Below are 24298 nucleotides of genomic sequence, written 5' to 3' on the forward strand. Positions count from 1 at the left end.
GTGAAGTCGGTCGTGTCGCGGATCTTTCAGCGCCTCTTGCACCTGCGTTTTGAGCTCGGCAAATTCGGTGTAGTGGGCATTGCCGCCTACGGGCTGGACACCGCTATCACTGCCGCCTTGCTCTGGAGCGGGGTGGAGGGTTATCGCGCGAAGATCATCGCTACTGTGATCGCCGCCACAGCAGCATTTCTGGGTAACCGGTTCTGGACGTGGCGTGACCGCGATCGCTCTGGGCTAGCCCGCGAATACCTGCTGTATTTCGGCTTTAACCTGGCAGGACTCGGCATCCAACTCGCTTCGTATACGTTCACTCACTTTGTGTTGGGTGCGATGTGGGGAATCTTCGCAACGAAGCTGTTTGACCTCATATCACTGCAGCTCATTGGCAATGGTTTCGCCACGATCTTCCGGTTCTGGGCTTATCGCCGGTTCGTATTCATCGCACCTACACCGGTCGAGGCGACACGCTGAACCACGCCGTGAGGTCGCCCGCTTTTAACGTCCAGAAGACATACCCGTGCCAGATCTCGCGTAAGGTAGCCAAGTGCGCCTAGCCCAGTTTGTACCTCCGCGTTTACGAGCTCTCGGCCCCGAGGTCGCCAAATTTGGTGTCATCGGTGGCATCAATGTGATCGTGAACGCGGTCGCGTTCAACCTGCTGCTACTACTGCCGGTCTTCGACAACAGCCAGGTCAAGGCAAAGGTTCTCGCGACCGCCGTGGCGATCGTGTCCGCCTACTTCATGAACCGGCACTGGACCTACAAGGACCGCGATAAGTCCGCCGCACACCGCGAATTCGTGCTGTTTCTGTTCTTCAACCTGGTCGGCCTGCTGATCGAAGTGGCCGTCATGAGCGCCACGAAATACATGTTCGGCCTGACCAGCTGGCTCGCCATCAACGTCGCGATGCTCGTCGGTCTGGCGATCGGCACCGTTTTCCGCTTCTTCACCTATCGCACCTGGGTGTTCAAGCACGCCGATCCCGAGCTGGAGCCCGCGTTCGAGGCCGAGTTCGAGCAGCTCACCGCCCCGCTGGAAGTCGAGTTCGCGCTCAAGCAGCGCAAGCAAAAGCGCAGGACCCGAAAGAGCCCTGCGCCTGCCCGCACTCGCTAAGACTGCTTCTCTTCTTTCGTCGGCTCCGTCTCCGGCGCCTGCACCGGAACGACCCGCCGCCGCTCGTCGTCACCGAACGAGTGAATGTCCCGGTCGTGCTCAACCAGCTCATACAGCTTGGTTTGCACCATGCCGACGCGCGGAATGTCCGTCAGCACGGTCTGCCCGCGCTCACCGGCCGACTCAATCGTCAGCGTGCCGCACCCAAGAATGCGGTCGATGAAGTTCTGGCTCATAGCGTGGTCATTGACCCGCATCAGCGGAATGTCGCGCCGGTCGCGAGAGAACACGCCGAACTGGAAGATAATGCGCTCGTTGGTGAAAATGTAGTGCGTCGTGCGCCACCTCAGCCAAGGCGCGAACGCCAGCCACAACAGCAGCACCACCGCCACAGCCGCGATGATGTAAACGACGGCTTGTGCCCAGCCGAGCAGCAACGCGGTCAGGAACACCGCGACGCTGACAACCAGCACCAGCGTCGGGATGATCATTACCTTCCAATGTGGACGCAGATGCAGCACGACTTTTTCGTCGGCCGTCATGATGTCGTCGGGGAACGCCATTTCTCCCCTACCTCCTCGTTGGTGGTTAGCGCCGTCAGGTTAGTTGGTCAGCGCACGTGCGTCACGTCTCCGGCAGCGATCGGACGGTTTCCGACAATGAGGCGCCCCTCGCTGTCCACCCCTGTCGCGGTCCCAGCTATTACTTCTCCGCCCGGTGTCGTCACCCTGACTTCCCGGCCAATAGACCAACATCTTTGCTGGTACGCCGTGAGCTGCTGCGTTTGTTCAAAAGTCTCGTAATGCTCCGTCATGCGATTCAGGAACGCGATGGCGAGGCTGGTGCGGCTCAGGTTTTGCGCCCCTCGGGCTGTCAGCGAAGTCGCCTGCATAGCCGTCGGACCGGTGGGCAGGTCTTGCTCGTCCTGCCACACGTTGAGTCCTACCCCGACGATCACCGCGCCCGGAACCGCCGCCTCGGCCAGGATGCCGGCACACTTTCGGTCATCGATGAGCAGATCGTTCGGCCACTTCAGCCCGGTCTTGAGGTTCGTCTGCTCTTCCACGGCTTCCGCCAGCGCGACGCCAGTGATCAGCGGAAGCAGTCCCCACTTCCACATCGGCGCGGTCGGCCGCAGCAGCATGCTGAACCACAGACCCTGGCCTTTCGGCGATGCCCAAGTCCTTGCGAGCCGCCCACGGCCGGCGGTCTGTTCCTCAGCGAAGACGACTAACCGCTCTGGCTCTTGTGCCCGCAGCACCACATCCGCATTGGTCGACCCGGTCGTCTCCTTGACCTCGGCCCGCCAGCCCGTCTCGCTGGTAATCCGGCCCGCATCCAGCACATCGTCGCGCACGCCGTGACCTTATCCCGCTTCCCCGCCCCCGTGATCACCCGCGCCGATCGCCACGTCCCACTGTGGGCCCGCTGCCTCGCGTCCCTCGGCCTAACCCCGGTGGGCCGCTTTCGGCCTAGCTTTGGTGATCCACATCCGTTGGGACGTGATCAACAGGCGGTTTGATCACGTCTCCGAGGCTGTGGATCTCACATTCGGCTGTGGATCAAGTGTTGGTTAACGAGGACCGGAGACCGGTCCGAGCCAGTCAGGCAGCGTGATCTCCTCGCGACCCGGCGCCGGCGGAACCCTCCGCGCACGCGAAATCGTCTCGACCCGGTGCCTTCTGGCCTGGCTGTTGCCTGAACCGTGTCCGGCACCGAACCCCAGGTCGACGCCATAGTCGTGCCCGTTGCCAACCACCCGCTCGGCCCCAGGACCGTGACCGCTGCCCGGAGGCTGCCCGCCGCCGAAGCCCGGGTCAGTGCCGTAGTCGTGCCCGTTGCTCAACATGCGCTCAGCACCCGTTCCCTGGGCACGACCGTGGCCATTGCCCGGAGGCTGCCCGCCGCCGAAGCCCGGGTCAGTGCCGTAGTCGTGGCCGTTGCTCAGCTTGCGCTGGGCGCCCGGAACGTGGACGAAGGACGGGTTGGTGGCTTCGTCGTGGGGAGAGTGCCCGCGGGTGCGAGCGCCGCTAGAGGGCTTGGCCTTAGCGCGAGGTGCGGCCGATGGGGGCGGATCGTCAAGCACATCAGGGCGGGGTGAGGATTTGGCGCCCGGTTGAGGGCGGCCTGGCCGGGGGCCTGCTTTGACTTTCGGCGAGGGGCGCTTGATGGGCTTCATCGAGATCACGGCGGTAGGCGTGTCATCTGGCTCATCGTCATCGTCATCGTCGCGGCGCCAGGGCTTGACGATGGCCAGAATGGCGATACCGCCAGCAATCAAGACCATTCCGAACAGTGTCGCCACATGTTAATTAACGAGGTCGCTGGCCTAATGTGGCGCAATCCACGGCCTGTGCGCGGTTCCTCACAAGTAACATCACGCCCGTGACGTCAACGCTGCCGGATATCCACACCACCGCTGGAAAGATCGCCGACTACGAGCGGCGCATGGATGAAGCGGTCCACGCTGGTTCAGCCAGAGCCATCGAGAAACAGCACGCCCGGGGCAAGAAGACCGCCCGCGAGCGCATTGAGATGCTGCTCGATGAAGGCTCCTTTGTGGAGCTCGATGAGCTGGCCAAGCACCGGTCAACAAACTTTGGGCAGGACAAGACGCGCCCCTACGGCGACGGTGTGGTCACGGGATATGGCACGGTCGATGGACGGCCCGTCTGCGTGTTCGCACAGGACTTCACCATCTTCGGTGGATCGCTCGGCGAGGTGTTCGGCGAGAAGATCGTCAAAGTGATGGACCTGGCGATGAAGACCGGTTGCCCCGTGATCGGCATTAACGACTCTGGCGGCGCCCGCATCCAGGAGGGTGTCGTCTCGCTGGGGCTTTACGGCGAGATCTTCTTCCGCAACGTCCGCGCCTCGGGTGTCATCCCGCAGATCTCCCTCGTCATGGGACCGTGCGCGGGTGGCGCTGTGTATTCACCGGCCGTCACCGACTTCACCGTCATGGTCGACCAGACGTCACACATGTTCATCACCGGGCCAGACGTGATTAAGACCGTCACCGGTGAAGACGTCGGCATGGAGGAGCTGGGCGGAGCCCGCACCCACAACACGAAGTCGGGCAACGCGCACTACCTCGCGACTGACGAGCAGGACGCTATCGACTACGTGAAAGCGCTTCTGGCGTACCTCCCGAGCAATAACCTGGACGCCCCGCCAACCTGGCCGACGGCAGCGGACCTCGCCCCCCGCGATGAGGATTCCGCTTTGGACGCTCTGATCCCAGACTCGGCCAACCAGCCCTATGACATGCACAAAGTCATCGAGGCGGTGGTCGACGACGGCGAATTCCTTGAGGTGCAACCACTTTACGCGCAGAACATCATTGTCGGGTTTGGACGGATCGAGGGACGGTCCGTCGGGGTTGTCGCCAACCAGCCGATGCATTTCGCGGGCTGCCTTGACATCGCGGCCTCGGAGAAAGCGGCGCGTTTCGTGCGCACGTGCGACGCCTTCAACATCCCGGTCGTGACATTCGTTGACGTTCCTGGTTTCTTGCCGGGCACGGGCCAGGAATGGGAAGGCATCATCCGGCGCGGAGCCAAGCTCATTTACGCCTACGCCGAGGCGACCGTCCCGAAACTGACCGTTATCACGCGCAAGGCTTACGGCGGGGCCTACGACGTCATGGGTTCCAAGCATCTCGGCGCCGACCTGAACTTCGCGTGGCCGACCGCGCAGATCGCGGTCATGGGCGCACAGGGTGCGGTCAACATCCTCTATCGCGCCGAGCTGGCTGCGGATCCGGACAAGCGCCCTGAGCTGATCGCCGAGTACGAGGACGCGCTCTGCAACCCCTACGTCGCCGCTGAGCGGGGCTATGTCGATCTGGTGATCCGCCCGTCCGCGACGCGTGCCCACCTCGTGCGCGGACTGCGGACACTGGCGACCAAACGTGAATCACTTCCGCCGAAGAAACACGGCAACATCCCGCTGTAAGTCGCTGACATGAGTGAACACTCAACGAATTTTCACGTCCCTGTGGAAAGATGACGGGATGACAGCACCCCGTCGCCACACCGTCCTGGTCGATGTGGGATATCTCTATGCGGCTTGTGGTGAGTTGCTCTTCGGAACGGCTAATCGGTCGGAGTGCCGGGTCAACGCCGAGGGAATGATTCACGCCTTGATGGGACTAGCGTCTTCGCACCTTGGCGACGATCTGCTGCGCGTTTACTGGTTCGACGCCGCACGTGATCGGGTGCCGACCATTGATCAGCGCGTCATCGCTCAGATGGCCCAGGTCAAGTTGCGGCTCGGCAACCTGAATCTGCGCGGCCAGCAAAAGGGCGTCGACGCGCAGATCCGCACGGACCTGGAAACCCTTGCCCGCCATAGTGCCGTGACCGACGCGGTGCTCCTCGCGGGCGACGAGGACATGATTTCAGCGATCGAGGCGGCGCAAAGCTACGGCGTGCGGGTGCACCTGTGGGGCGTCGAGCCTCCCTATGGCACCAACCAGGCTGAACGTCTCGTGTGGGAAAGCGACACCGTGCACACGCTGGACGCGGAGTTCGTACGCCCCTATTTCACCTCCGTCATCGCCCGCCCGAAGACACCGACGCCAACCGAGGTCTTTTCTGGACGGCTCGCCATCGCGTCTCCGGTGTCCGCGCTGGTGCACGCACCGGCCGAGCCGCGCCACGCTCCCCCGCGGCAGGCCGGACCGCCGTTGCCGGGACGCACCGACATCGTCGAGATTGGCGAGTTCGTGGCGCAGAAATGGATTCTGACCCGGGGCCGCGACAACATTGGCGACCTATTGCCTGGGCCTTTGCTGCCCACCGTCATCGACAAAGAACTCCTCGTCGAAGCCGAGAAGGAACTCGGCATTTCGCTTCGGCTACACGAGAAGGCTCGCCTGTGGGTCAGGGACGGCTTCTGGTCCCGGGTCTATCGTGAGTTCGGCATGTCCCGCCCCAATGGAGAGCAACCATGAAGATCGTTGTAGAACGCGGAAACCCCACCGCTGAGGAGATCGCGGCACTTGTGAGCGTGCTCACGGCAGTGCCAGTGTCCACATCGGAGGCCGCTCCAGCTCCATCAATGTGGTGGCGCAGCGGCCTGCCCGCGCATCGTGGTTCCTGGCGGGAATCTGGGTTGCCCCACTTGTCGCAAGCGTGAGGTACGCTCCAAGACGCGTTTGACGTCTTATGGGGAGGCGGGCCTTATGGGGATTCCCGAAGAGGACAAAGTAGCAAGCTGGCTGCGGGACTGGGGCCGCGCAAGCGGCACGGCTACTTACGACAACCAGACCGGCTGGTTCGACACGACGGCACTCGTCGCGAACCCGGGCAACATGAAGGCGCTTGCCGACAGCCTTGAAAAGGAACACATAGAAGACTATTGCAATCATGCTCGAGCGGTCATATCCAAGCTGGAATATGTGCATGGAGTGACGACCTACACCGAGCTTGATGACGCGAACACGCACCAATCTAAACTTGCCTATTCCGCGACGGACCTCTTCCGTGAACACGACTACGCCGTAACGAAGTTCGTGGCGTTCGTGCGAGAGATGGCGGAGAAATACCGCACCACTGACACCGAAAGCGTCATCAGGGTGTCCGACGTCAGCAACGAGCTGCTGGCACCGACGACCACATCGACGAGCGGCCCGCCCGCTGCGAACAGCTCGCCCAACCTCGGCGTGTCTCCGGCGACCACTGGAGATCCCACCAACGGCGAGACGTCAGAGGAGTACTGATGGTTGAGCTTGAGGACAACTACTCCGGCGAATACGTGCCGATCAAGACCAACTGGTTCGACCGCACCGTTCCGCAGATGTGGCACTACGTCAATCAGCAGCTGGAGCAGCACTACAACCAGGCTCAGGGCTGGAAGATGGCGACCGAGCTGACCGGCCTCTACCGCTCGCGGCTGGAGACCTACAAGGAAAGCTTCGCCAACGAGTGGCGTAACAGCCCGGCCCAAGAGCTCTTCATGGCTGAGCTGGACAAGCTCATCCTGTCGGTGAAGAACTCCACGGATATCGCTTCGGCCAACTACACGGCGGCCGTCGACATCCCCGGTGCGATCTTCGAAGCCAAGATGAAGCTTGAGCCGATCTACAACGCGTTCAAGGCTGCCTCGACCGACCTTTCGTCATGCGAGGGCGACACCGAGCCAGACGATATCAAGGCGCTCAACAAGACGATGGACGACAAGAAATACGAAGCCGCCCCCATCATGTATGAGCTGTCCCGTCAGATCGTCAAGGCACAGCAGGCCATGATTCAGCCGGCGCCTTATGTCGGGCCGGGGCGCGTTGACGGTCAGGGCAATGACTATGGCAGCCCGAATCTCCCGCCAGCGATGATCCCGCCCGTGCTTCCTGTGCCGCCCCCACCGGCGGCACCGACGCCGACGCCAACCGCTCCCTTGCCGACGCCCACCGCGCCGGATCTGAGCAGTCTGCAGCCGACGCAGACGCGTCCTCCGATGCCGACGCTTCCCACGCCACCGATCACGCCAACGCCGACGACGCCGGGGCTCATTGGCCCGCTTCCGCCGACGCTGCCAACAGCGGTAGGCCCGCCGCGGCCAACGCTCGGCTTGCCAGGAATGCCTGGCGTGCCCGGCCCCACCACCGCTGCGGGTAACCCGCGCTCAGCGCTGCCTCCGGGCGGCATGATCGGCCAGCAGCCTGGGGCTCCCGGTGCACCTGGCGCTCGCGGGGCTGGCGCTAAGCCGTTGCCACCCGGCGGCATGATCAACGGTGCTGGTGGTGGCGCAGGCCGTCCCGGCATGGGTGCCCCGGGTGGCCCAGGTGCTCCTGGCCGTGGAGGACCGCTTGGCGGAGCTCCCGGCCGTCCTGGTGCGCCAGGCCAGCACGATGAGGACGGCGAGCACTTCGATCCAGACACGCAATGGCATGTGGCCCATGGCGTTGCGCCCGTGGTCGTCGCCGACGACGCGCCTGGGACGATCAACCCTGGACCCGCGATCGGATTGGATCGATGACCAAACTGCTCCGTTCGGTGGCGGCGAGCTTGCTCGCCGCCACCGCTTCGCTTGTGTTCATTAGCAATCCGGCCTACGCCGACCGCTATCGCGATGACCAGTGGCACCTGCCGTTCCTGAAGATTTCGGAAGTGCACAAGCTCAGTCAGGGCGAGGGCATCACGGTCGCCGTCATCGATACGGGTGTGGACAACAAGCATCCCGATCTGACCAACAACGTCCTACCCGGACTCGACGTCGCCATGAAGGGCAACGGAAACGGCTGGGGCGACGAGATCGGGCACGGCACGGGCATGGCTGGCCTCATCGCCGCGCACGGCCGAGGATCCGACGGCGTGCTTGGCATCGCCCCCAAGGCAAAGATCCTTCCGATCCGCGTCAACCTCACCGAGGGCAGCACCTTCAACGGCGCCGACCTCCTGGTGGCGATCAAAGAAGCGGTCAGCAGGGGCGCCAAGGTTATTTCGATGTCGCTGTCAGCAGACAACAGCGCCGCCGTCGAGACTATGCAATACATCGAGGCGAACAACATTGTTGTCCTTGCCGGTGCCGGCAACAAAGGCCAGGAAAACCTCATGATCCCGCCGGGCAGCTTCAAGGGCGTTCTGGCGGTGGGCGCGCTCGACCGCAACGGAAGTGTGGCTGACATTTCCATTCGCGATGACCGGGTTTCCCTAACCGCGCCCGGTGTCGACATCGTCTCCTCGAGCCGTGTCACGTCGACCACTCAATACCGCAAGAGCACCGGCACCAGCCCCGCGACCGCGATCGCGGCGGGCACGGCGGCCGTGCTCTGGTCGAAGAATCCACAGTGGACAGCCAAAGATGTCATGCGGCAACTGACAACCACCGCGACGGACAAAGGCGCGCCAGGACGCGACAAGGACTACGGCTTTGGTGCCGTAGACCCACTCAAGGCACTGACCTCACCCCTGGCGGCGGTCAGCCCGAGCGGCAACCCTGATCCGTCAGTGAGCGTGTCGGTTCCAGGCAAAGAGGGCGACAGCAAGAGCTCCAGCACGCTGCTTTACGTCGGAATCGGCGTCGTCGTTTTGCTGGCCGTCCTTATCGGAGCGTTCTTCCTGTTGCGCCGCCGACGGTAACGGCCAATCGGGCGGCAAGTATCCTGGGCCCGTGGGACAGCAGCAGCCACTACTGGTATTGGCGTCAGCTAGCCCGGCACGCAGGGCATTGCTGACAGCGGCCGGGATCGATGCCGACGTCATCGTGTCGGGTGTCGACGAGTCCGCTGTGGATGCCACCGCGCCGGACACTTTGTGCGCGATGCTGGCGCGGCTCAAGGCCCATGCGGTGGTGAAGAGGCTGCGGCAGCGGCCGGCTGAACCCGGCAGGCAGGTGCTCGTGCTCGGCTGTGACTCGGTGCTGGCCTTCGATGGGCAGATCCTGGGCAAGCCAGAGGACACGGGCGACGCCGTGAAACGGTGGCAGGCGATGCGAGGGCAGTCCGGGGTGCTCCACACAGGACACTGTCTGATCGACCTGGCGACGGGCGAAGCACGGGAGCGGGTTGGCTCGACAACGGTCCATTTCGCTGATCTGACCGATGACGAAATCGAAGCCTATGTGGCGACCGGCGAACCGCTTTGGGTCGCGGGCGCGTTCACGATCGATGGGCTGGGCGGTCCGTTTGTGGAAGGGATCGAAGGCGACCACACGAATGTCGTTGGTCTTTCCCTGCCACTGCTACGTCATTTGCTCAATGACTTCGGCTGCTCGATCACTGATCTTTGGCGCCGTCGCGGTGGTGACAGCTAGCCACCACGCCAGTAACGCGGCGATCACGATGAACACCGGCACGAGTAACAGGGCCGTGTGCGCGCCGACGGAGTCGGCCAGCAGGCCCAGCACGAACGGTCCGGCACCGAAACTCAGGCCCATGCTGTAGGACGTGACGCCGGCTGCCCGGTCAGCTTGGCCCGGCGCGACCGCGAGGGCCAGCGCGATGACGAGCGGATAGTGCATCGCGTTACCGAGCCCCGCGATGAACAGCCCGGCAACGGCCATGATGCCGGTGGTCGCGGTCCAGAAGACAGTGAACCCCGCGAGGCTGACGAGCAGGGCGCTGAAGAACAACGGGATCGGCTTGTGCTTGAGCGCCAAGCGGGCGCCGAAGCTGCGGCCGATGAACATGCCCAGCAGAATCGCTGACACCGCAGCCGATGCGGCCGCTGGCGTGAAGCTGATTTCTTCCCGCAGCACGATCGCTGTCCACAGCGACAGCACGATTTCGATGCAGCCGGTGAACACGAGGATCGTCCAGGTGAGCCAATAGGCCCGCGGGAGAGGCTGCTTGACCTGTGAGCGGTCAGCCGATGGAGCGGATGCCGGGATCGCGAGTCCCTTGCGCCAGGCGATGACCGCCACGATCGCGGTCAGTCCAATCAGGACACCGGTTCCCATGCGCCAGCCGAGCCCGAGATTAACGGCCAGTCCAATGGCAAGCGGTGCAACGAGTCCCGCGCCCACGGCCATCGCGTTCGCTTCACTGATCGCGGAAGGCCCAGCCAGTCCGTGCATATGTGTCAGCGACACAACAGTGACGCTGACGACACCCATGCCGCCGATCGCGATCACGCCAATGATGGTCAGCGTGAGCGGATAGAGCGGCGGGAGCACGACGAGCGCCAGCACGCCAGTGAGCACGAGCGACAGGCTGCCCCACATCACGGCCGAGCGGCTGTAGCGACGGGTAGCCATGGGGAACAGTGCGCCACCGACCATGGCACCGGCGGCGAGCGCCGCACTGTGCAGGCTGGCCAAGGCGTTGGACGTTCCTTGCTCGTCGCGCAGGAAGCTGAGCACAGGCCCGAAGCCGTAGAGGAAATAGGCGTAGAGACCTAGCTGCACATAAATCAGCCAGGTAACAGGGTCTCTACGCAGGCGGGCCACTGACTAGACGCTACGCGCCCGGTCAGTGGCCCTTACCAAAAGTGAGACGAAGCTAACGCACCGACTTGGCAAACGCCCGGGAGGAGATCACCAAGGTGAAGACGGTCAGCGGGACGAGGATGACCAGAGCCTTCCAAACGTCAGGGCTGCCGGGGTTGCCGGCGAACAGCTCACGGACGCCCTTAACCGCCCAGCTGAACGGGTTGAAGTCAGCGACGCGCTGCAACCAGGCCGGAGCCAGGGTCATGGGCAGCAGGATGCCGGACAGCAACATGATCGGCTGGATGAACGTGTTGAGCATCGGCGCCAGGGCGTCTTCGCTCTTGAGGGCGAGACCCAACGCGTACCCCAAAGAGGAAAGCAGCAACGCCATCAAAGCGATAAGCAGATACGCGAGCAACGCGTTGCCCAGCTGAACCCGCATTCCGAACAGGACAGCCAGGACCGTGACCAGAACCGCTTGGAACAGCAGCGAAACCACGTCACGAAGGCAACGGCCCAGCATCAGGGCGACCCGGCTGACAGGCGTCACCCGGTTGCGCTCAATGACACCGGCCCGCAGCTCGGCGATAAGGCCAAACCCGGAGAAGGCGGTGAAGAGCGCGACCATCACGAGCATGCCGGGCACGAAAATCAGGTAGGCCTGAGCATCGGTCAGCTCAGCGCCCTGGCCCAGCGCCTTCTTCATCAGCGGGGCAAACAACAGCAGATAGAACAAAGGCTGAGTAATACCAACGACAACCCACACCGGGTTGCGCAGCAACAGCAGCATCTGCCGCTGGAAGACCAGCCATGTATCACGCAGAAACTTCATGGTCAGCTCTCCCTCAAACTGCGGCCGGTCTTGGCCAGGAACACATCGTCGAGGCTGGGCCGGTGCAACTCGACGGAGGTGAGCTTGATGCCATTGGCATCGAGGGTACGAAGCACCTGCGGGATAACCGAGGCACCGTCCTCAACGTAAAGCCGGATGGACTCATCCGTGGTTTCCAGCTTCTTGACATATTCAGCGCTGTCGAAAACTTCGGCGGCCGCCGCAACGTTTTGCGGCAGGGCCACCTGCACGACATCGCCGAGCACTTCCTGCTTGAGCTCAGCTGGCGTTCCCTCCGCCACGATCTGGCCGTGGTCCATGATGGCGAGCCGGTCGCACAGCGCGTCGGCCTCATCGAGGTAGTGCGTCGTGAGGAAGACGGTCATGCCCATCTCGCGAAGCTTGCGGACCTCTTCCCACATGTGCGCCCGTGATTGCGGGTCAAGGCCTGTGGTCGGCTCGTCTAGGAACACCACTTTTGGCTGGTGGATGATGCCTAGCGCGATGTCGACCCGGCGCCGCTGGCCACCGGAATAGGTCTTGCACTTGCGGTTGGCGTATTCAGCTAGCTCGAATGCTTCGAGCGCGGCCGAAGCACGTTTGTGCGCCTCGGTTTTGCTGATGCCATACATCCGGGCGTGCAGCACGAGCTCTTCGCGAGCCGTTGAGTCGTCCCAGGTGCTGCCGCCCTGGGCCACATAGCCAATGACTTTGCGGACGTCACCGGGTTGTTTACGCAGATTGACGCCAGCGATGGTCGCGTCACCGCCGTCGGGAGTGATGAGGGTGGCAAGCATGCGCAACGTCGTCGTCTTGCCGGCCCCGTTAGGGCCGAGGAATCCAAAAATTTCGCCTTCAGCGACTTTGAGGTCCACACCGCGGACTGCCTCGACAGTCTTCTTCTCGCGGCCGGCCCTTGAGCTGAAGGATTTCCGCAGCCCAGTCGTCTCGATGATCATAGGGGCGACCCTACCCATCGCGTACGACACTAGTCAAGTTTGATTAGTTATAGCTGAGGTATCTCACCGCCACGCGCGAGTGCCCAGCGCGCCGCGAGTTCCTCGGTCAGATAAGGAGCGCCGTCCTCAATCTCCTTGGCGATCCGCTCGCACCAGGCGATCTCGCCTTCGTTGCGGGCCATGTTGAGTTCGAGCATCCAGCGGACGTTGGCTGGCTTAATGTCTGGCGCTGCCCACCCCGACACGATCGCCGCGCGCATTCCCTCATTTGCCGCCCTCAATTGGGTGGCCCGGTTACGCAGCACCGCGACGGTTTCCTGCCGCGGCACCTCAAACAGGAACGAGAACGCCGCCATGAACGGATCCACATGGCTCTCCCCCGCGCTCCAGAGATATTGCGACAGCAGATCGCGGAACTGTTCGTATCCCTTCTCGGTGACCTCGTAAGAGACCCGAGCCGGCCGGCTGCCCACTTGCGACGTGCCCACTTCTCGCAGCGCGCCTTCGTCGACCAGCTTCTTCAGCGCATGGTAGACCGATCCGGGCTGGATATTCGCCCACTTATCAGCGTTCCAGCTCAGCAGCTCCCGCCGCACGTCATAGCCGTGTACTGGCTGAAGGATCCGGACGACCCCGAGGATCATCATGCGCGTGATAGACACACGTTTAAGACTAAGAGGAAAGCATCACAGGGACGTGTTACTGATCGGTCGTTTAAACTCCGCCTCATGGCCGAGCTGTCCAAAGTGTTGATCGCTAACCGGGGCGAAATCGCCGTCCGGGTCATCCGCGCCTGCCGCGACGCCGGGCTGGGCAGCGTCGCTGTGTATGCCGACGGCGACCGGGACGCCCTGCACGCCAGGATGGCTGATGAGGCCTACGCGCTCGATGGCGTTACCAGCGCGGAGACCTATCTGCGCATCGACAAGCTTCTCGACGTAGCCAAGCGGGCCGGCGCTGACGGCGTACACCCTGGATATGGGTTTCTCGCGGAGAATGCTGAGTTCGCCCAGGCGGTGATCGACGCTGGCCTGACCTGGATCGGCCCCACGCCGCAAGCCATCAAGGACCTCGGCGACAAGGTGACCGCCCGGCATATCGCGCAAAGAGCAGGTGCCCCGCTGGTACCAGGCACGCCTGACCCCGTCGCCCACGCCGATGAGATCGTGGCGTTCGCCAAGCAGCACGGCCTGCCCGTGGCGATCAAGGCCGCGTTCGGCGGTGGCGGCCGTGGGCTCAAGGTCGCCCGCACGCTGGAAGAGATCCCGGACCTGTTCGAAAGCGCGACGCGGGAAGCGGTCGCGGCGTTCGGCCGGGGCGAGTGTTTCGTCGAGCGTTACCTGGACAAGCCCCGGCACGTCGAAGCTCAGGTCCTGGCTGACCAGCACGGCAATGTGATCGTGGTCGGCACGCGGGACTGTTCGCTGCAGCGACGGCACCAGAAGCTGGTGGAAGAAGCACCCGCGCCGTTCCTGACCGACGAGCAGCGCAGCCAGATCCACGAGTCCGCTAAGGCGATCTGCCGCGAAGCCGGTTATCACGGCGCCGGAACGGTCGAATATCTCGTGGGCGCCGACGGGACAGTGTCCTTTTTGGAGGTCAACACGCGTCTTCAGGTTGAGCACCCGGTGACCGAGGAGACCGCTGGCATCGACTTGGTACGCGAGCAGTTCCGCGTCGCCTCTGGCGAGAAGCTGCGTTTCACGCAAGACCCCACGCCCCGTGGGCACTCAATTGAGTTCCGCATCAACGGTGAGGACCCGGGCCGCAACTTCCTGCCCGCCCCCGGAACGGTGACGAAGCTGAATCTCCCCGAGGGCCCTGGCGTGCGCGTGGACACCGGCATCGAGGAAGGCAACGCGATCAGCGGCAACTTCGACTCGCTGCTGGCGAAGGTCATCATCACGGGTGAAACCCGGACCGAGGCACTTGAAAGAGCAAGAAGAGCACTGGACGAAATGATCGTCGAGGGCATGGCCACGGCACTGCCGTTCCACCGGGCGATCGTGCGGGACAAGGCTTTCGTCGACTTCACCGTCCACACGCGCTGGATCGAAACGGAGTGGGACAACACGGTTGCGCCGTTCCAGGGTGCGTCCGAACCCGACGATGAGGCACCACGCCAGAAGATTGTCGTCGAAGTTGGCGGCAAGCGGCTTGAGGTTTCGCTTCCGCGACAAGCGACAGCGGCGGCTGCCACAGCGGTGGGCCCGAAACCCAAGCGGGCGGCCAAGAAGTCGGGCGGGGTAAAGGCGAGCGGCGATTCGCTAGCCGCACCGATGCAGGGCACGATCGTGAAGCTCGCCGTCGCCGAAGGGGACACGGTCGCCGAGGGCGACACCATCGTCGTGCTGGAAGCCATGAAGATGGAACAGCCACTGAACGCGCACAAGGCTGGTGTCGTCACGGGACTCAAGGCCACTGTCGGCGAGGTTGTGCAGAGCGGCGCCGTTCTGTGCGAAATTAAGTGACGTGGACAGACTTGAGGGCTTCACCGGCGTCTACCGGGATTTCGTGCACGAGCGGGACTGGGAACAGTTCCACACGCCTAAGAACCTAGCCATGGCGTTGGCCGGCGAGGTGGGCGAGCTGGTCGCCGAATTCCAATGGCTGACGCCGGAACAGGCCGGTCAGGTGATGGCTGACCCAGCACACGGGCAGCGGGTCAAGGACGAGATCGGCGACGTCATGATCTACCTGACCGGGCTGGCCGATGTGCTGGGCATCGACCTCGTTGAGGCAGCGGAGCAAAAGCTTGCCAAAGCGGCGCTGCGCTACACGGTCGAGACACACAAAGGCAGCGTTTCTAAGGCCTAGCTCGCCGCAACCGGGAATATCCAAAAAGGACAGCCGCCGTCCAGGCGAGTGCCCAGGCGGTTATGCCTAACGCTTGCGGCAGGGATCCATCGGTGTTCACATAACGGGCCGCTGACATCAGCGGTGGCGCCAACCACGGAGCCGGGAAACCCCTGAGCCCCAGCACAATGGCGAGCACGGCACCGGTCGCCAGCACCATCGCGCCGGCACCGGCGGTACGGCTGATCGCACGGCTAGCCATGGCGCCCAAGGCAACCGCTGGCGGCACCGCGATGAGGTGCACCCATAGTCCTTCCGCCAGCGCGAGACCCTCGTCAGCGGAGACCCCACCCACGGCCCATGGCAGCACCATGCCTAACAGGACGGTCACGCAAGTTGTTGCCGCGCCAGCGAGCAGACCGTTGACGAGTTCGCGATGACGCGATCCCAGAGCGGTGATGGCGATGTGCCGCTGCACGTCTGGCTCGACGTCGAGCAGAATCTTCACCTGCCACGCGAACACGGGAAACAGCACAATCGCTGACATGCCATAGGCTTCGGCGGCCCGTGCCTGACCTCCACCGTAGAGCACGCTCAGCACCGCGAGCGCCGCTAACAGTGGTACGACGGCGATTTGCGTGTGCAAGTAGGCCGCCAGCCGCATTCTGATCATCGCCGCACCGCCACGACATCGTGACCGTCGGCTCGCAGGCGCTTGGCTACGTCATCGGCCTGCATTGGATCAACCGCGATCTCAATGACAGCTTTGTGTGGGGTGCCTTCACCGACCAGCAACGAGCCGTCGTGCACGGTCCAGACAACGGCGTGCGGCAACTTCACGGTCTCCCCACGATGGTCGCTAACGAGCACGATGCCGCCTTCATCGGTCACCTCTGCGATGATTCCGCTGACCGCCGCCCGGGTTTGCGCGTCGAGCCCTTCCCACGGTTCGTCGAGCACGAGCAGCCCTGGGCGCACGAGAAGTGCTTGTGCCAGACCAACTTTTTGCGCACTGCCCTTTGACAGCTCGCCGAGTTTCGTGTGGAGGAAAGGTGTCAGGTGCAGTCGCTCTACCCACTCGTCGATAGCCGTTGACGGTGCGCGGCGGATCGCTGCCATGTGCCTTAGATAGGCCAGAGCCGTGAACGGCTGTGCCGCGGGAAACCGCTCCGGCACCCAGCCAACGATGGCCGGCCTGTCAGCGACCGTCCCCTTGTCACACGCCCGGATGCCCGCGACGGCACTGAGCAAAGTGGACTTTCCCGCACCGTTACGGCCGTGCACCACGGCCACCTCACCGGGCGCGAGCGTCGCCGATACGGACCGCAGCACCCACGGTGCCCGGCGCCCATAACGGATCCAGAGACCGTCCAGCCGCATCCGGCCAGTGTGCCAGCGCTACCAGCTCGTCGGTAGGGGCATGCCTTCGGTGTAGCCAGCGGCCGATTGCACGCCCACGAGCGCACGGTCATGCAGATCTTCCAGGGTGCGGGCGCCGGCGTAGGTGCAGGCACTGCGTACACCCGCGATTATCTCGTCTAGAAGATCTTCGACGCCGGGACGCCGGGGATCGAGATACATCTTCGCCGAGGAGATTCCCTCTTCGAACACCGCTTTGCGGGCCCGGTCAAACGGCGAGTCGTCCGCCGTCCGCGCACTCACCGCGCGGGCCGAGGCCATGCCAAAACTTTCCTTGTACCGCCGTCCGTCGGCATCGAGATAGAGATCGCCCGGAGACTCATAGGTGCCCGCGAACCAGGACCCGATCATCACGTTGGCCGCACCGGCCGCCAAAGCCAGCGCCACATCGCGCGGATGACGCACGCCACCGTCGGCCCACACGTGCTTGCCCATCTCGCGAGCCGCCTTGGCACACTCCAGCACGGCTGAGAACTGCGGCCGCCCCACGCCCGTCATCATGCGCGTGGTGCACATGGCACCCGGGCCGACCCCGACCTTGATGATGTCGGCGCCTGCGGTGACCAGGTCTCGTACGCCCTCCGCGGTCACGACATTGCCCGCCACCACCGGCACCTGAGGGTGCACTGAACGGACCGCGTGCAGGGCCTGGATCATGCGTTCCTGGTGGCCGTGCGCGGTGTCCACGACGAGGGTGTCCACGCCCGCGTCCAGAAGCGACTTCGCCTTGCCCGCGACGTCACCGTTGATGCCGACGGCGGCTGCCACGCGCAGCTGACCCTTCGCGTCCAGGGCCGGACGGTAGAGGGTCGCCCGCAGCGCGCCCTGCCGCGACAGCACGCCCACGAGCACGCCTTCGTGATCGACGACCGGGGCGACCTTGCGCCGCGCGTGGTAGAGCCGCTCGAAGGCGTGCCGCGGGTCAAAATGTGATTGCAGCGTCAGCAGATCCGTCGACATGACGTCGCCCAGCTGGGCGAACCGGTCCACCCCCACGGTGTCCGACTCCGTCACGATCCCGAGTGGACGCCCCCGCGGATCGACCACGATCACGGCACCGTAAGCCCGCTTGGGCAGCAGGTGGATCGCATCGCCAACGGTTTCCGTGGGCCCGAGCGTGATCGCCGTGTCGTGGATGAGATGACGCTGCTTCACCCAGGAGATGACGTCGGCCACCACCTCGATCGGGATGTCCTGCGGGATCACCACGAGCCCCCCGCGCCTGCTGATCGTCTCCGCCATCCGGCGGCCCGCCACCGCCGTCATGTTCGCCACGACGATCGGGATCGTGCACCCCGTACCGTCGGCCGTGGACAGATCGACATCAAGCCGCGACCCGACCTCCGACCGCGTCGGGGCCATGAAGACGTCGTTGTAGGTCAGGTCATACGCGGGCAGCGCGCCGGACAAGAACCGCATAGGCCCCATGATTCCACCCCGGCCCACGTCAGGACTGGCCATCGCCGCACACCCCGCGTCAAATCGGCCATTAAACTAGCTAATCAACTATGCGATTAGCTAGTTTAGGCACCTGCATAGAGCCGCGAGATGTCAACAAGTTCTACCTCTGATCTAGCTGCTGCCTGTTTACGCAGTTCAACGCTGAAACCAGCGCGGCCGAACAAAAGCAGCTTCACCTCAGATGCCAGCTTGTCCTGAGGAATGAGTCCGCGTAGATGGTCTAGCCGGATCAGCTCAGCCACGCCAACCGGCGACGATGTTCCCTTCGCTTCGCCCAGGGCGACGATGCGCTTCGGCTCGTAGGCCACATCGATGGTGGCGACCACATCGATCTCATGGCTATGCCCATGTTCCATACACGCGATAACTGCTGGCCGCACCTGGTTCGGCCAGCCAAGTAGATCAGGCGGAGCGTACTTGAGTGTCCATTCACGGGCGATGTCCTCAAAGTGCGGACCGTAGATTTTCGCCTCAACCGTGTCCTGATGAGACAGCCAGACGTCTCGGCCACCGAGCGCCACGAGCTGCGGTTCATGACGCCGCATGAGCAAATGATGAAGGCGGATAACTGGCTCTGTTAAGCGGTAAATTGGTCGCCGCTCGACCAGACCGTCTTCCACCTTCTCGGCTAACCTGATCTCCTCAAGAACCGTAAGTGGGTGCGCCAGAGCGCTGTCAGGCCGCCCGAGCCGTACGGCAATCTCGCTACGCCGGGCCGCTCCAGTCGCGATCGCCTGCAGAACGCTGAAATAGAGTGCGGCGTCAGTAACCTCCGGCTGTTCCTGAAGCAAGATGTTGCCTTCGCGGAACATCGCCGACGCTGGGTTCAGCAAGCCACGCAGCACCCAGGGAACAAAGTCACGCTCGGATTTCACTGGGCCGTCGCTCATCGCCAGATACGCAGGCGTACCCCCGGCGAGGGCATTGACACGGAAGGCTAAGTCAGGGTTGCCAGCCAGCCCCCAGAACTGTGCTGCCTCTCGGTAGCCAAGCGGCGCGACAGCGAGTTCAAGCGTCGCGCGTCCGCGCAGGGGTGCTGATCCGCCGAGAAGCTTCCGCATTGTTGTCAGGGCGCTCCCACACAGGATGAGTCGGGTGCGGCTTTGCCGCATAGCCCGGCTGCGTGGACTCATCGCGATCTGAATGAGCGATGGCAAGGCTGGCTGGTCTAGCAGCAGATGCGGGAACTCATCCAGCACGACTAGAACTGGCTTGTCGCCACGCTCTCCAAGCCGCATGAGCGCGTCGATCGCCTCTTCCCAATCGGCGAACCGGACCGGCTCCCCGGTTTGCACGAAGTCGCGATACGCCTGGCTCAATGCTTCGAGATTTCCAGGACCATACTGCTCCGACGCGGTGAACATGAGGCCGCCAGTTGCCTCTGCCAGCAGCTCCAGCATGAATGTTTTGCCTTGGCGTCGGCGTCCATAGACAAGCCCCAGCGCAGCTCCAGCATCGAGCTTGGTCGCGAAGCGGACGAGGTTTTCCCATTCCACGTCACGCTCGACTAGCTCAACGGGCTTGTCCAGCACCGACAACTCCTTCATCGCAACTTCAGTTATGGTAACTCAAGTTGCGATGAAGTGTTTCATCATCATTCGGCGACGTGCTGCATGAGCTGGCGGGCGGCTTCGGAGATGGAGCCGGACAGCGACGGGTAGATGGTGATGGTGTGGGCGACCTGGTCGACGGTCAGGTGGTTCTCGACCGCGATCGTGATCGGCATGATGAGTTCACTGGCGCGTGGGGCGACGACGACGCCGCCGATGACGATGCCGCTTGTGGGGCGGCAGAACAGTTTGATGAAGCCGTCGTCGAGGCCAGCCATCTTGGCGCGGGCGTTGCCGGCCAGGGGCAGCATCACTTCACGCGCAAGGGTTTTGCCATTGTCCACATCGGACTGTGAGACGCCGACCGTGGCGAGTTCAGGGTCGGTGAAGACGTTGGCCGCCACGGTGCGCAGGCGCAGCGGGGCGACAGCCTCGCCGAGCGCGTGCCACATGGCGATGCGGCCCTGCATCGCCGCGACACTGGCCAGCGGCAGGACGCCGGTGCAGTCGCCCGCGGCATAAATGCCGGGAACGTTGGTGCGCGAGACGCGGTCGACGGTCACGTAACCGCCGGGGCCAACGGCCACGCCATATTCGGCCAGGCCCAGGTCGGCGGTGTTGGGCACGGAACCGACCGCCATCAGCGCGTGCGATCCCTCGACCACGCGGCCGTCGGACAACGTGACCTGCACGCCGTCGCCAGCGCGCAGCACCGAGTCCGCACGGGAGTTGTTGAGGATCGTCATGCCCCGCGCCCGGAAGACCCGCTCGATCGCCATGGCGGCGTCGGCGTCCTCGTGCGGCATGACCCGGTCGCGGCTCGACACGAGGGTCACGCGAACACCCATGGCCAGGTAGGCACTGGCGAACTCGGCACCGGTCACGCCGGAGCCGATGACGATCAGGTGCGCCGGAAGCTCAGGCAGGTCGTAAACCTGCCGCCAAGTCAGGATGCGCTCGCCGTCGGGCACAGCCGAGGGAAGCCGGCGTGGTGTCGCCCCAGTCGCGATCAAGACGGTTGACGCATCGATGAAATACTCAGCGTTACCGTCGTGTGGCGCAACGGCGATCCGGTGAGTGTGCCCGAGAGTGTCGTCACCCAGACGGGCTGTGCCATGGATCAAGGTCACACCGGCCTTGATCAGCTTGGCTTGGATGTCTCGCGACTGCGCTAAAGCGAGCCGTTTGACGCGACCGTGAACCGCTGAGGCATCGACTGTGATCGCTTCAAGACCGTCCGAGTGGATCCCGAATTCCTCGGTGTCGCGATACCCGGTTACCACCTCTGAGCTGGCGATAAAGGTTTTCGACGGCACACAGTCGTCGAGCACGCAAGCCCCGCCGGCACCCGCCGCTTCCACCACCGTCACGTCGGCATCCAGTTGCGCGGCGACGAGTGCCGCCTCATAGCCGGCCGGCCCGCCACCAATGATCACGATGCGATTCACGGGTCCATTGTCTACGACGGCGCGACAGTGACACGCACCGGCGTATTCTCACGGAGCGCCTAAGCGGGATATCGTCATCGCCGTGCGTCATTACGCTGCGTACGGATCGAACTTGGACCCGGGGCGGATGCGGGCTTACTGTCCGCACTCCCCGATGGTCGGTGTCGGCTGGCTCGAAAATTGGCGGCTGACCTTTGCCGGCGAGGAGCTCGTGGGCTGGGAGGGCGCTGTCACGACGATCGTGGAGTCCCCCGGCGATCGTGTCTTCGTGGCGCTCTATGACGTGCACCCTTGGGACGAAGCCCGGCTCGACGAGGTCGAGGGGGTGAGTTCCGGCACCTACACCAAGCTGCACCTGCGGGTGGCCACTTTGGATGGTGAGGTGACGGCCTGGGTCTATGCCTTCCACGGTTTCGAGGGCGGGCTGCCCACAGCGTGGTACCTGACCGAGATCGCCAACGCGGCGGAGAAGGCCGGTGCGCCGGATGACTACGTCAGAGCCCTGCGCTCCCGGCCGACCCGGACGAATCAGCTGTAGTCCTGCTCGTAGATGTTGGCACGGTAAGCCGGGGTCATACCGACGCCGGTGTAGAGCCGGATCGCCTCCGTCGGGTTAGCCAGGTCGACGCCGAGGCCGGCTTGCGGGTACCCCTTGGTGCTGTAAATCTGGAAAGCGGCGGCCAGGAGTGACCGGCCGACCCCGCGTTTGCGAAATTCCCTAAGCACGGCAAGGTTTTGCACCCAGCCTTCGGGGTCGCCTTCCGAGGCCTTGCTCTGCAGCGCGCCCGCGAGCTGACCGTCCACAAGCGCCACTAGCCACTCATCCCAGTCAACGTGACGCTCGCCGACATAGCGGGAAAGCCACTGCTCATAGCTCGTGGGACGGTAGTCAGGCGTGTCCCGGAACGCCGTGTCGATGATGCTGTAGAAGGCGGGCAGCTCCTCCTGCGTCACCGGCCGCACTTCAACGCCGGGCGCTGGTTCGAGCGCGACCGGGAGCGTGATCTGCATCCGGGCGTACTGCTTGAGGAACGTGAAGCCCGCATCCTCAATCGAGGCGATCCACGCCAACTCGGTCGGGATCGCGCCCGCACGGGCGTTCTTGCCCCGTTCCTTGACGGCAGCCGTCATGCGAGCGAGCAGCGGACGCTGGGCGGGCAGGCCGCCCTCGGGATGGACGTAGACCTCGACGAAGTCACGCGGACCGTCGGTCGCGTTGTCGAGGTAACCCCAGCCCATGATTTCGCCAGCGGGACCGGTGGCCACCACCGACACGGGACCCTCCAAAGCCAGCTTGACGTCTGACGGGTCGAAATCAGCGAAGCCAACCGCGACCATGTCACTGGCGTGCACAAGGGCAAGCAGGTCGGGGGCGTCTTCGCTGGTCGTGGGGCGGGTCGCCCATCCACTTGGCAGCATGCCCGACAAGCTAGCTCAACTTCGCGTGCTTGCGCGCTTCATTTACGAGCGTGACGAACTCGGTGCGCTCGGCCGGGGAAAGCACCTTAAGAGCCTGCCCGGCCAGGTGGTCGGCGACACTGTCCGCCCACGCGCGCCTTCGGATCAAAGGACCTATCGGGGGGTACGGCGGTTGCCAGCCATACGCGACGGCGGAGGCTTCGCCCTCGGGTCCAGCGATCAGCGCCTGCACCGGCGTCAAGCCACTAGCGCGTACAGCCACCAGGAGCGCGCCTGCGCGATGTTCATGCAACAAGTGCATGGCGATGGCGGCCCGGGCTCCCGGACCGTCCAGCGGCCCGCTGGTCAGCCCGTCCAGCGACGCCCTCCCACTTGGCAACGGCATCGCCCGCCAGGCGGCGAACAACGGCATCCCGGCGGCATCGGCGCTAACGGCGACAGTTTCCGCCAGCGTCACGAGGCGAGCGATCTTGGGAGCGTCCTCTAGCTTGTCCGCTCCCCACCGGGAACACTCGGCCAGCACGTGAGCGGCCACTTTGGACGGTGTCAGCACCGACCGCGCCGCCGTCCAGCCATCCCGTACCGCCTCCGGCGAGATCATGCCTAGCGCGGACGCGACCGTGTCGGGACGAACGTCGCCGAGAGCCCCACCACGCCCGGCCACGTAGAACGCCCAGCCGGTCAGGCCCAGCTCACGGGCGCGCCGCAGCGTCATAGGGCACTGCAGAAACGCCGACCCCAGCGAGATGACCGCTTTCCTCGTCGCAGCGCCAGCCTGATCCGGATTCACGAGACGATTGTGGACCCAGGAGCTAGCCGTTCGTAAGGGCAGCCGGACCGTGCGGTGAGGTGACCGTCCACAAGCGACGCGCTTTTGTCGTTGTCCAGGCAGTCATGCAAGGCGAACGCTCGCCGCGGATTGACCGCGCGCACGAAGTCCAGCGATTCGGAAAGCTTCAGCCACGGCGCGGATACCGGCACGAACAACGTCTCGATCCGCACGCCCTGCGGCACATCAACCGAGTCACCGGGGTGATACAGCTTCTCTTCAATGAGATAACCATTGTTTGGTACCAGGGGAATCTCGCGGTAGATCTCGGCGTGCCAGCCACCGAACACTTGGATTCCCAGCCCCGCGGCCGAGAAAGCGTCCCCCGGGGACACCGGGACGGTCAGCCCCGCCCACTGCCCGGCGAATTTCTCGGCGACCGCCGGGTGGGTGTAGACCACGGCGTCGGGACGCTTCTCCAAAGCATCGGCCAGTTTGGCGGCATCGACATGGTCGGCGTGCTCGTGGGTGAGCAGCACGGCGTCAACGCCATCTAAGGCGACCTCGGATTCGCTCCAAACACCGGGATCAATCACCACAACAGCATCGTTATGTTCAAACCGGAGACAGGCGTGCGAATACTTAATCACTCTCACGA

The 24298-nt window shown here is 63.9% G+C and carries 27 protein-coding genes; 12 read left to right on the top strand and 15 right to left on the bottom strand.

Features of this window, described 5'->3' with window-relative positions; translation table 11 throughout:
- Both A3E1_RS43935 and A3E1_RS43940 read left to right on the top strand, forming a co-directional pair.
- Positions 1-471: a GtrA family protein gene (locus tag A3E1_RS43935; protein WP_020525722.1), complete on the top strand. Its 471-nt coding sequence runs from the start codon at positions 1-3 to the stop codon at positions 469-471.
- Between the two features lie 73 nt (positions 472-544).
- Positions 545-1114 carry a GtrA family protein gene (locus A3E1_RS43940; RefSeq protein ID WP_020525723.1) on the top strand — a complete coding sequence of 190 codons (570 nt, stop codon included), beginning with the start codon at positions 545-547 and terminating at the stop codon, positions 1112-1114.
- On the opposite strand, the gene A3E1_RS0136190 is transcribed toward A3E1_RS43940, so the two are convergent.
- The 3 genes from A3E1_RS0136190 to A3E1_RS0136200 form a co-directional block, all read right to left on the bottom strand.
- Complete coding sequence (locus A3E1_RS0136190; RefSeq protein ID WP_020525724.1) at positions 1111-1677, bottom strand: PH domain-containing protein; 567 nt, start codon at positions 1675-1677, stop codon at positions 1111-1113. The genes A3E1_RS43940 and A3E1_RS0136190 overlap by 4 nt on opposite strands.
- 47 nt (positions 1678-1724) lie before the next feature.
- Positions 1725-2471 (bottom strand): biotin--[acetyl-CoA-carboxylase] ligase, encoded by a 747-nt coding sequence (locus A3E1_RS0136195; protein WP_020525725.1) that lies wholly within the window; start codon positions 2469-2471, stop codon positions 1725-1727.
- Between the two features lie 216 nt (positions 2472-2687).
- Entirely contained in the window at positions 2688-3401 is a 714-nt protein-coding gene (locus tag A3E1_RS0136200) for a hypothetical protein (RefSeq protein WP_040393012.1), read from the bottom strand.
- 161 nt (positions 3402-3562) lie between these two features.
- Between A3E1_RS0136200 and A3E1_RS0136205 the strand changes: the two genes are divergently transcribed.
- Genes A3E1_RS0136205 through A3E1_RS0136230 form a run of 7 tightly spaced genes read left to right on the top strand, consistent with a single transcriptional unit; the run spans position 3563 to position 9871 of the window.
- A complete protein-coding gene (locus tag A3E1_RS0136205; RefSeq protein WP_083929803.1) occupies positions 3563-5071 on the top strand; it encodes an acyl-CoA carboxylase subunit beta in 1509 nt (502 codons plus the stop codon).
- A gap of 58 nt (positions 5072-5129) precedes the next feature.
- Positions 5130-6071: an NYN domain-containing protein gene (locus tag A3E1_RS43945; RefSeq protein ID WP_020525728.1), complete on the top strand. Its 942-nt coding sequence runs from the start codon at positions 5130-5132 to the stop codon at positions 6069-6071.
- Positions 6068-6256, top strand: a complete 189-nt coding sequence (locus tag A3E1_RS46570; protein WP_083929787.1) for an acyl-CoA carboxylase subunit epsilon — start codon at positions 6068-6070, stop codon at positions 6254-6256. Before A3E1_RS43945 ends, A3E1_RS46570 begins: the two co-directional genes overlap by 4 nt.
- A 46-nt stretch (positions 6257-6302) precedes the next feature.
- Positions 6303-6839 (top strand): hypothetical protein, encoded by a 537-nt coding sequence (locus tag A3E1_RS0136215; RefSeq protein WP_020525729.1) that lies wholly within the window; start codon positions 6303-6305, stop codon positions 6837-6839.
- Positions 6839-8095: a hypothetical protein gene (locus A3E1_RS48895; protein ID WP_026209173.1), complete on the top strand. Its 1257-nt coding sequence runs from the start codon at positions 6839-6841 to the stop codon at positions 8093-8095. The genes A3E1_RS0136215 and A3E1_RS48895 overlap by 1 nt, the downstream gene beginning before the upstream one ends.
- Entirely contained in the window at positions 8092-9198 is a 1107-nt protein-coding gene (locus tag A3E1_RS0136225; protein ID WP_020525730.1) for a S8 family serine peptidase, read from the top strand. Before A3E1_RS48895 ends, A3E1_RS0136225 begins: the two co-directional genes overlap by 4 nt.
- A gap of 31 nt (positions 9199-9229) precedes the next feature.
- Positions 9230-9871: a Maf family protein gene (locus A3E1_RS0136230; protein ID WP_026209174.1), complete on the top strand. Its 642-nt coding sequence runs from the start codon at positions 9230-9232 to the stop codon at positions 9869-9871.
- On the opposite strand, the gene A3E1_RS0136235 is transcribed toward A3E1_RS0136230, so the two are convergent.
- Genes A3E1_RS0136235 through A3E1_RS0136250 form a run of 4 tightly spaced genes read right to left on the bottom strand, consistent with a single transcriptional unit; the run spans position 9800 to position 13440 of the window.
- A complete protein-coding gene (locus A3E1_RS0136235; RefSeq protein WP_157631963.1) occupies positions 9800-11005 on the bottom strand; it encodes an MFS transporter in 1206 nt (401 codons plus the stop codon). The two genes, A3E1_RS0136230 and A3E1_RS0136235, sit on opposite strands and share 72 nt — an antisense overlap.
- 52 nt (positions 11006-11057) lie before the next feature.
- Positions 11058-11819, bottom strand: coding sequence for an ABC transporter permease (locus tag A3E1_RS0136240; RefSeq protein WP_020525733.1), 762 nt, complete (start codon positions 11817-11819; stop codon positions 11058-11060).
- Positions 11820-11821: 2 nt separating this feature from the next.
- Positions 11822-12775: a daunorubicin resistance protein DrrA family ABC transporter ATP-binding protein gene (locus A3E1_RS0136245; RefSeq protein ID WP_026209176.1), complete on the bottom strand. Its 954-nt coding sequence runs from the start codon at positions 12773-12775 to the stop codon at positions 11822-11824.
- Positions 12776-12825: 50 nt separating this feature from the next.
- Entirely contained in the window at positions 12826-13440 is a 615-nt protein-coding gene (locus A3E1_RS0136250; RefSeq protein WP_020525735.1) for a PadR family transcriptional regulator, read from the bottom strand.
- A gap of 75 nt (positions 13441-13515) precedes the next feature.
- Between A3E1_RS0136250 and A3E1_RS0136255 the strand changes: the two genes are divergently transcribed.
- A complete protein-coding gene (locus A3E1_RS0136255; protein ID WP_026209177.1) occupies positions 13516-15249 on the top strand; it encodes an acetyl/propionyl/methylcrotonyl-CoA carboxylase subunit alpha in 1734 nt (577 codons plus the stop codon).
- Position 15250: 1 nt separating this feature from the next.
- On the top strand, positions 15251-15595 hold the full coding sequence (locus A3E1_RS0136260) for a nucleotide pyrophosphohydrolase (protein ID WP_020525737.1): 345 nt from the start codon (positions 15251-15253) through the stop codon (positions 15593-15595).
- Here the strand turns inward: A3E1_RS0136260 and A3E1_RS0136265 are convergent.
- From A3E1_RS0136265 to A3E1_RS0136285, 5 genes are all read right to left on the bottom strand, one after another.
- Entirely contained in the window at positions 15585-16247 is a 663-nt protein-coding gene (locus A3E1_RS0136265) for a hypothetical protein (protein ID WP_020525738.1), read from the bottom strand. The two genes, A3E1_RS0136260 and A3E1_RS0136265, sit on opposite strands and share 11 nt — an antisense overlap.
- Positions 16244-16954: an ABC transporter ATP-binding protein gene (locus A3E1_RS0136270; protein ID WP_020525739.1), complete on the bottom strand. Its 711-nt coding sequence runs from the start codon at positions 16952-16954 to the stop codon at positions 16244-16246. The genes A3E1_RS0136265 and A3E1_RS0136270 overlap by 4 nt, the downstream gene beginning before the upstream one ends.
- A gap of 18 nt (positions 16955-16972) precedes the next feature.
- Entirely contained in the window at positions 16973-18412 is a 1440-nt protein-coding gene (locus tag A3E1_RS0136275) for a GuaB1 family IMP dehydrogenase-related protein (protein WP_020525740.1), read from the bottom strand.
- Positions 18413-18516: 104 nt separating this feature from the next.
- Positions 18517-20001, bottom strand: coding sequence for an AAA family ATPase (locus A3E1_RS0136280; protein ID WP_020525741.1), 1485 nt, complete (start codon positions 19999-20001; stop codon positions 18517-18519).
- A gap of 47 nt (positions 20002-20048) precedes the next feature.
- Positions 20049-21452 carry an NAD(P)H-quinone dehydrogenase gene (locus A3E1_RS0136285; protein ID WP_020525742.1) on the bottom strand — a complete coding sequence of 468 codons (1404 nt, stop codon included), beginning with the start codon at positions 21450-21452 and terminating at the stop codon, positions 20049-20051.
- A gap of 82 nt (positions 21453-21534) precedes the next feature.
- On the opposite strand from A3E1_RS0136285, the gene A3E1_RS0136290 reads away from it, so the two are divergent.
- Positions 21535-21990, top strand: a complete 456-nt coding sequence (locus tag A3E1_RS0136290) for a gamma-glutamylcyclotransferase family protein (protein WP_026209179.1) — start codon at positions 21535-21537, stop codon at positions 21988-21990.
- Here the strand turns inward: A3E1_RS0136290 and A3E1_RS0136295 are convergent.
- Genes A3E1_RS0136295 through A3E1_RS0136305 form a run of 3 tightly spaced genes read right to left on the bottom strand, consistent with a single transcriptional unit; the run spans position 21981 to position 24296 of the window.
- Positions 21981-22871: a GNAT family N-acetyltransferase gene (locus A3E1_RS0136295; RefSeq protein ID WP_020525744.1), complete on the bottom strand. Its 891-nt coding sequence runs from the start codon at positions 22869-22871 to the stop codon at positions 21981-21983. The two genes, A3E1_RS0136290 and A3E1_RS0136295, sit on opposite strands and share 10 nt — an antisense overlap.
- Positions 22872-22881: 10 nt before the next feature.
- The gene (locus A3E1_RS0136300; protein ID WP_020525745.1) at positions 22882-23661 is read right to left on the bottom strand and encodes an SCO6745 family protein; all 780 of its coding nucleotides are present in this window, start codon (positions 23659-23661) and stop codon (positions 22882-22884) included.
- Positions 23658-24296: an MBL fold metallo-hydrolase gene (locus tag A3E1_RS0136305; protein ID WP_026209181.1), complete on the bottom strand. Its 639-nt coding sequence runs from the start codon at positions 24294-24296 to the stop codon at positions 23658-23660. The genes A3E1_RS0136300 and A3E1_RS0136305 overlap by 4 nt, the downstream gene beginning before the upstream one ends.
- Positions 24297-24298 lie beyond the last annotated feature (2 nt).

Origin of the sequence: Catelliglobosispora koreensis DSM 44566 (assembly GCF_000379685.1) — a bacterium.
Classification (GTDB): domain Bacteria; phylum Actinomycetota; class Actinomycetes; order Mycobacteriales; family Micromonosporaceae; genus Catelliglobosispora; species Catelliglobosispora koreensis.

What these genes read in the sequence shown, in the direction of transcription:
- A3E1_RS0136240 (WP_020525733.1), bottom strand. Translation starts at nt 11,819, where the DNA reads ATGAAGTTTCTGCGTGATACATGGCTGGTCTTCCAGCGGCAGATGCTG.
- A3E1_RS0136225 (WP_020525730.1), top strand. Translation starts at nt 8,092, where the DNA reads ATGACCAAACTGCTCCGTTCGGTGGCGGCGAGCTTGCTCGCCGCCACC.
- A3E1_RS46570 (WP_083929787.1), top strand. Translation starts at nt 6,068, where the DNA reads ATGAAGATCGTTGTAGAACGCGGAAACCCCACCGCTGAGGAGATCGCG.
- A3E1_RS0136200 (WP_040393012.1), bottom strand. Translation starts at nt 3,401, where the DNA reads ATGGTCTTGATTGCTGGCGGTATCGCCATTCTGGCCATCGTCAAGCCC.
- A3E1_RS0136190 (WP_020525724.1), bottom strand. Translation starts at nt 1,677, where the DNA reads ATGGCGTTCCCCGACGACATCATGACGGCCGACGAAAAAGTCGTGCTG.
- A3E1_RS0136270 (WP_020525739.1), bottom strand. Translation starts at nt 16,954, where the DNA reads ATGCGGCTGGACGGTCTCTGGATCCGTTATGGGCGCCGGGCACCGTGG.
- A3E1_RS0136295 (WP_020525744.1), bottom strand. Translation starts at nt 22,871, where the DNA reads ATGCTGCCAAGTGGATGGGCGACCCGCCCCACGACCAGCGAAGACGCC.
- A3E1_RS48895 (WP_026209173.1), top strand. Translation starts at nt 6,839, where the DNA reads ATGGTTGAGCTTGAGGACAACTACTCCGGCGAATACGTGCCGATCAAG.
- A3E1_RS0136280 (WP_020525741.1), bottom strand. Translation starts at nt 20,001, where the DNA reads ATGAAGGAGTTGTCGGTGCTGGACAAGCCCGTTGAGCTAGTCGAGCGT.
- A3E1_RS0136275 (WP_020525740.1), bottom strand. Translation starts at nt 18,412, where the DNA reads ATGCGGTTCTTGTCCGGCGCGCTGCCCGCGTATGACCTGACCTACAAC.
- A3E1_RS0136265 (WP_020525738.1), bottom strand. Translation starts at nt 16,247, where the DNA reads ATGATCAGAATGCGGCTGGCGGCCTACTTGCACACGCAAATCGCCGTC.
- A3E1_RS0136205 (WP_083929803.1), top strand. Translation starts at nt 3,563, where the DNA reads ATGGATGAAGCGGTCCACGCTGGTTCAGCCAGAGCCATCGAGAAACAG.
- A3E1_RS43945 (WP_020525728.1), top strand. Translation starts at nt 5,130, where the DNA reads ATGACAGCACCCCGTCGCCACACCGTCCTGGTCGATGTGGGATATCTC.
- A3E1_RS0136215 (WP_020525729.1), top strand. Translation starts at nt 6,303, where the DNA reads ATGGGGATTCCCGAAGAGGACAAAGTAGCAAGCTGGCTGCGGGACTGG.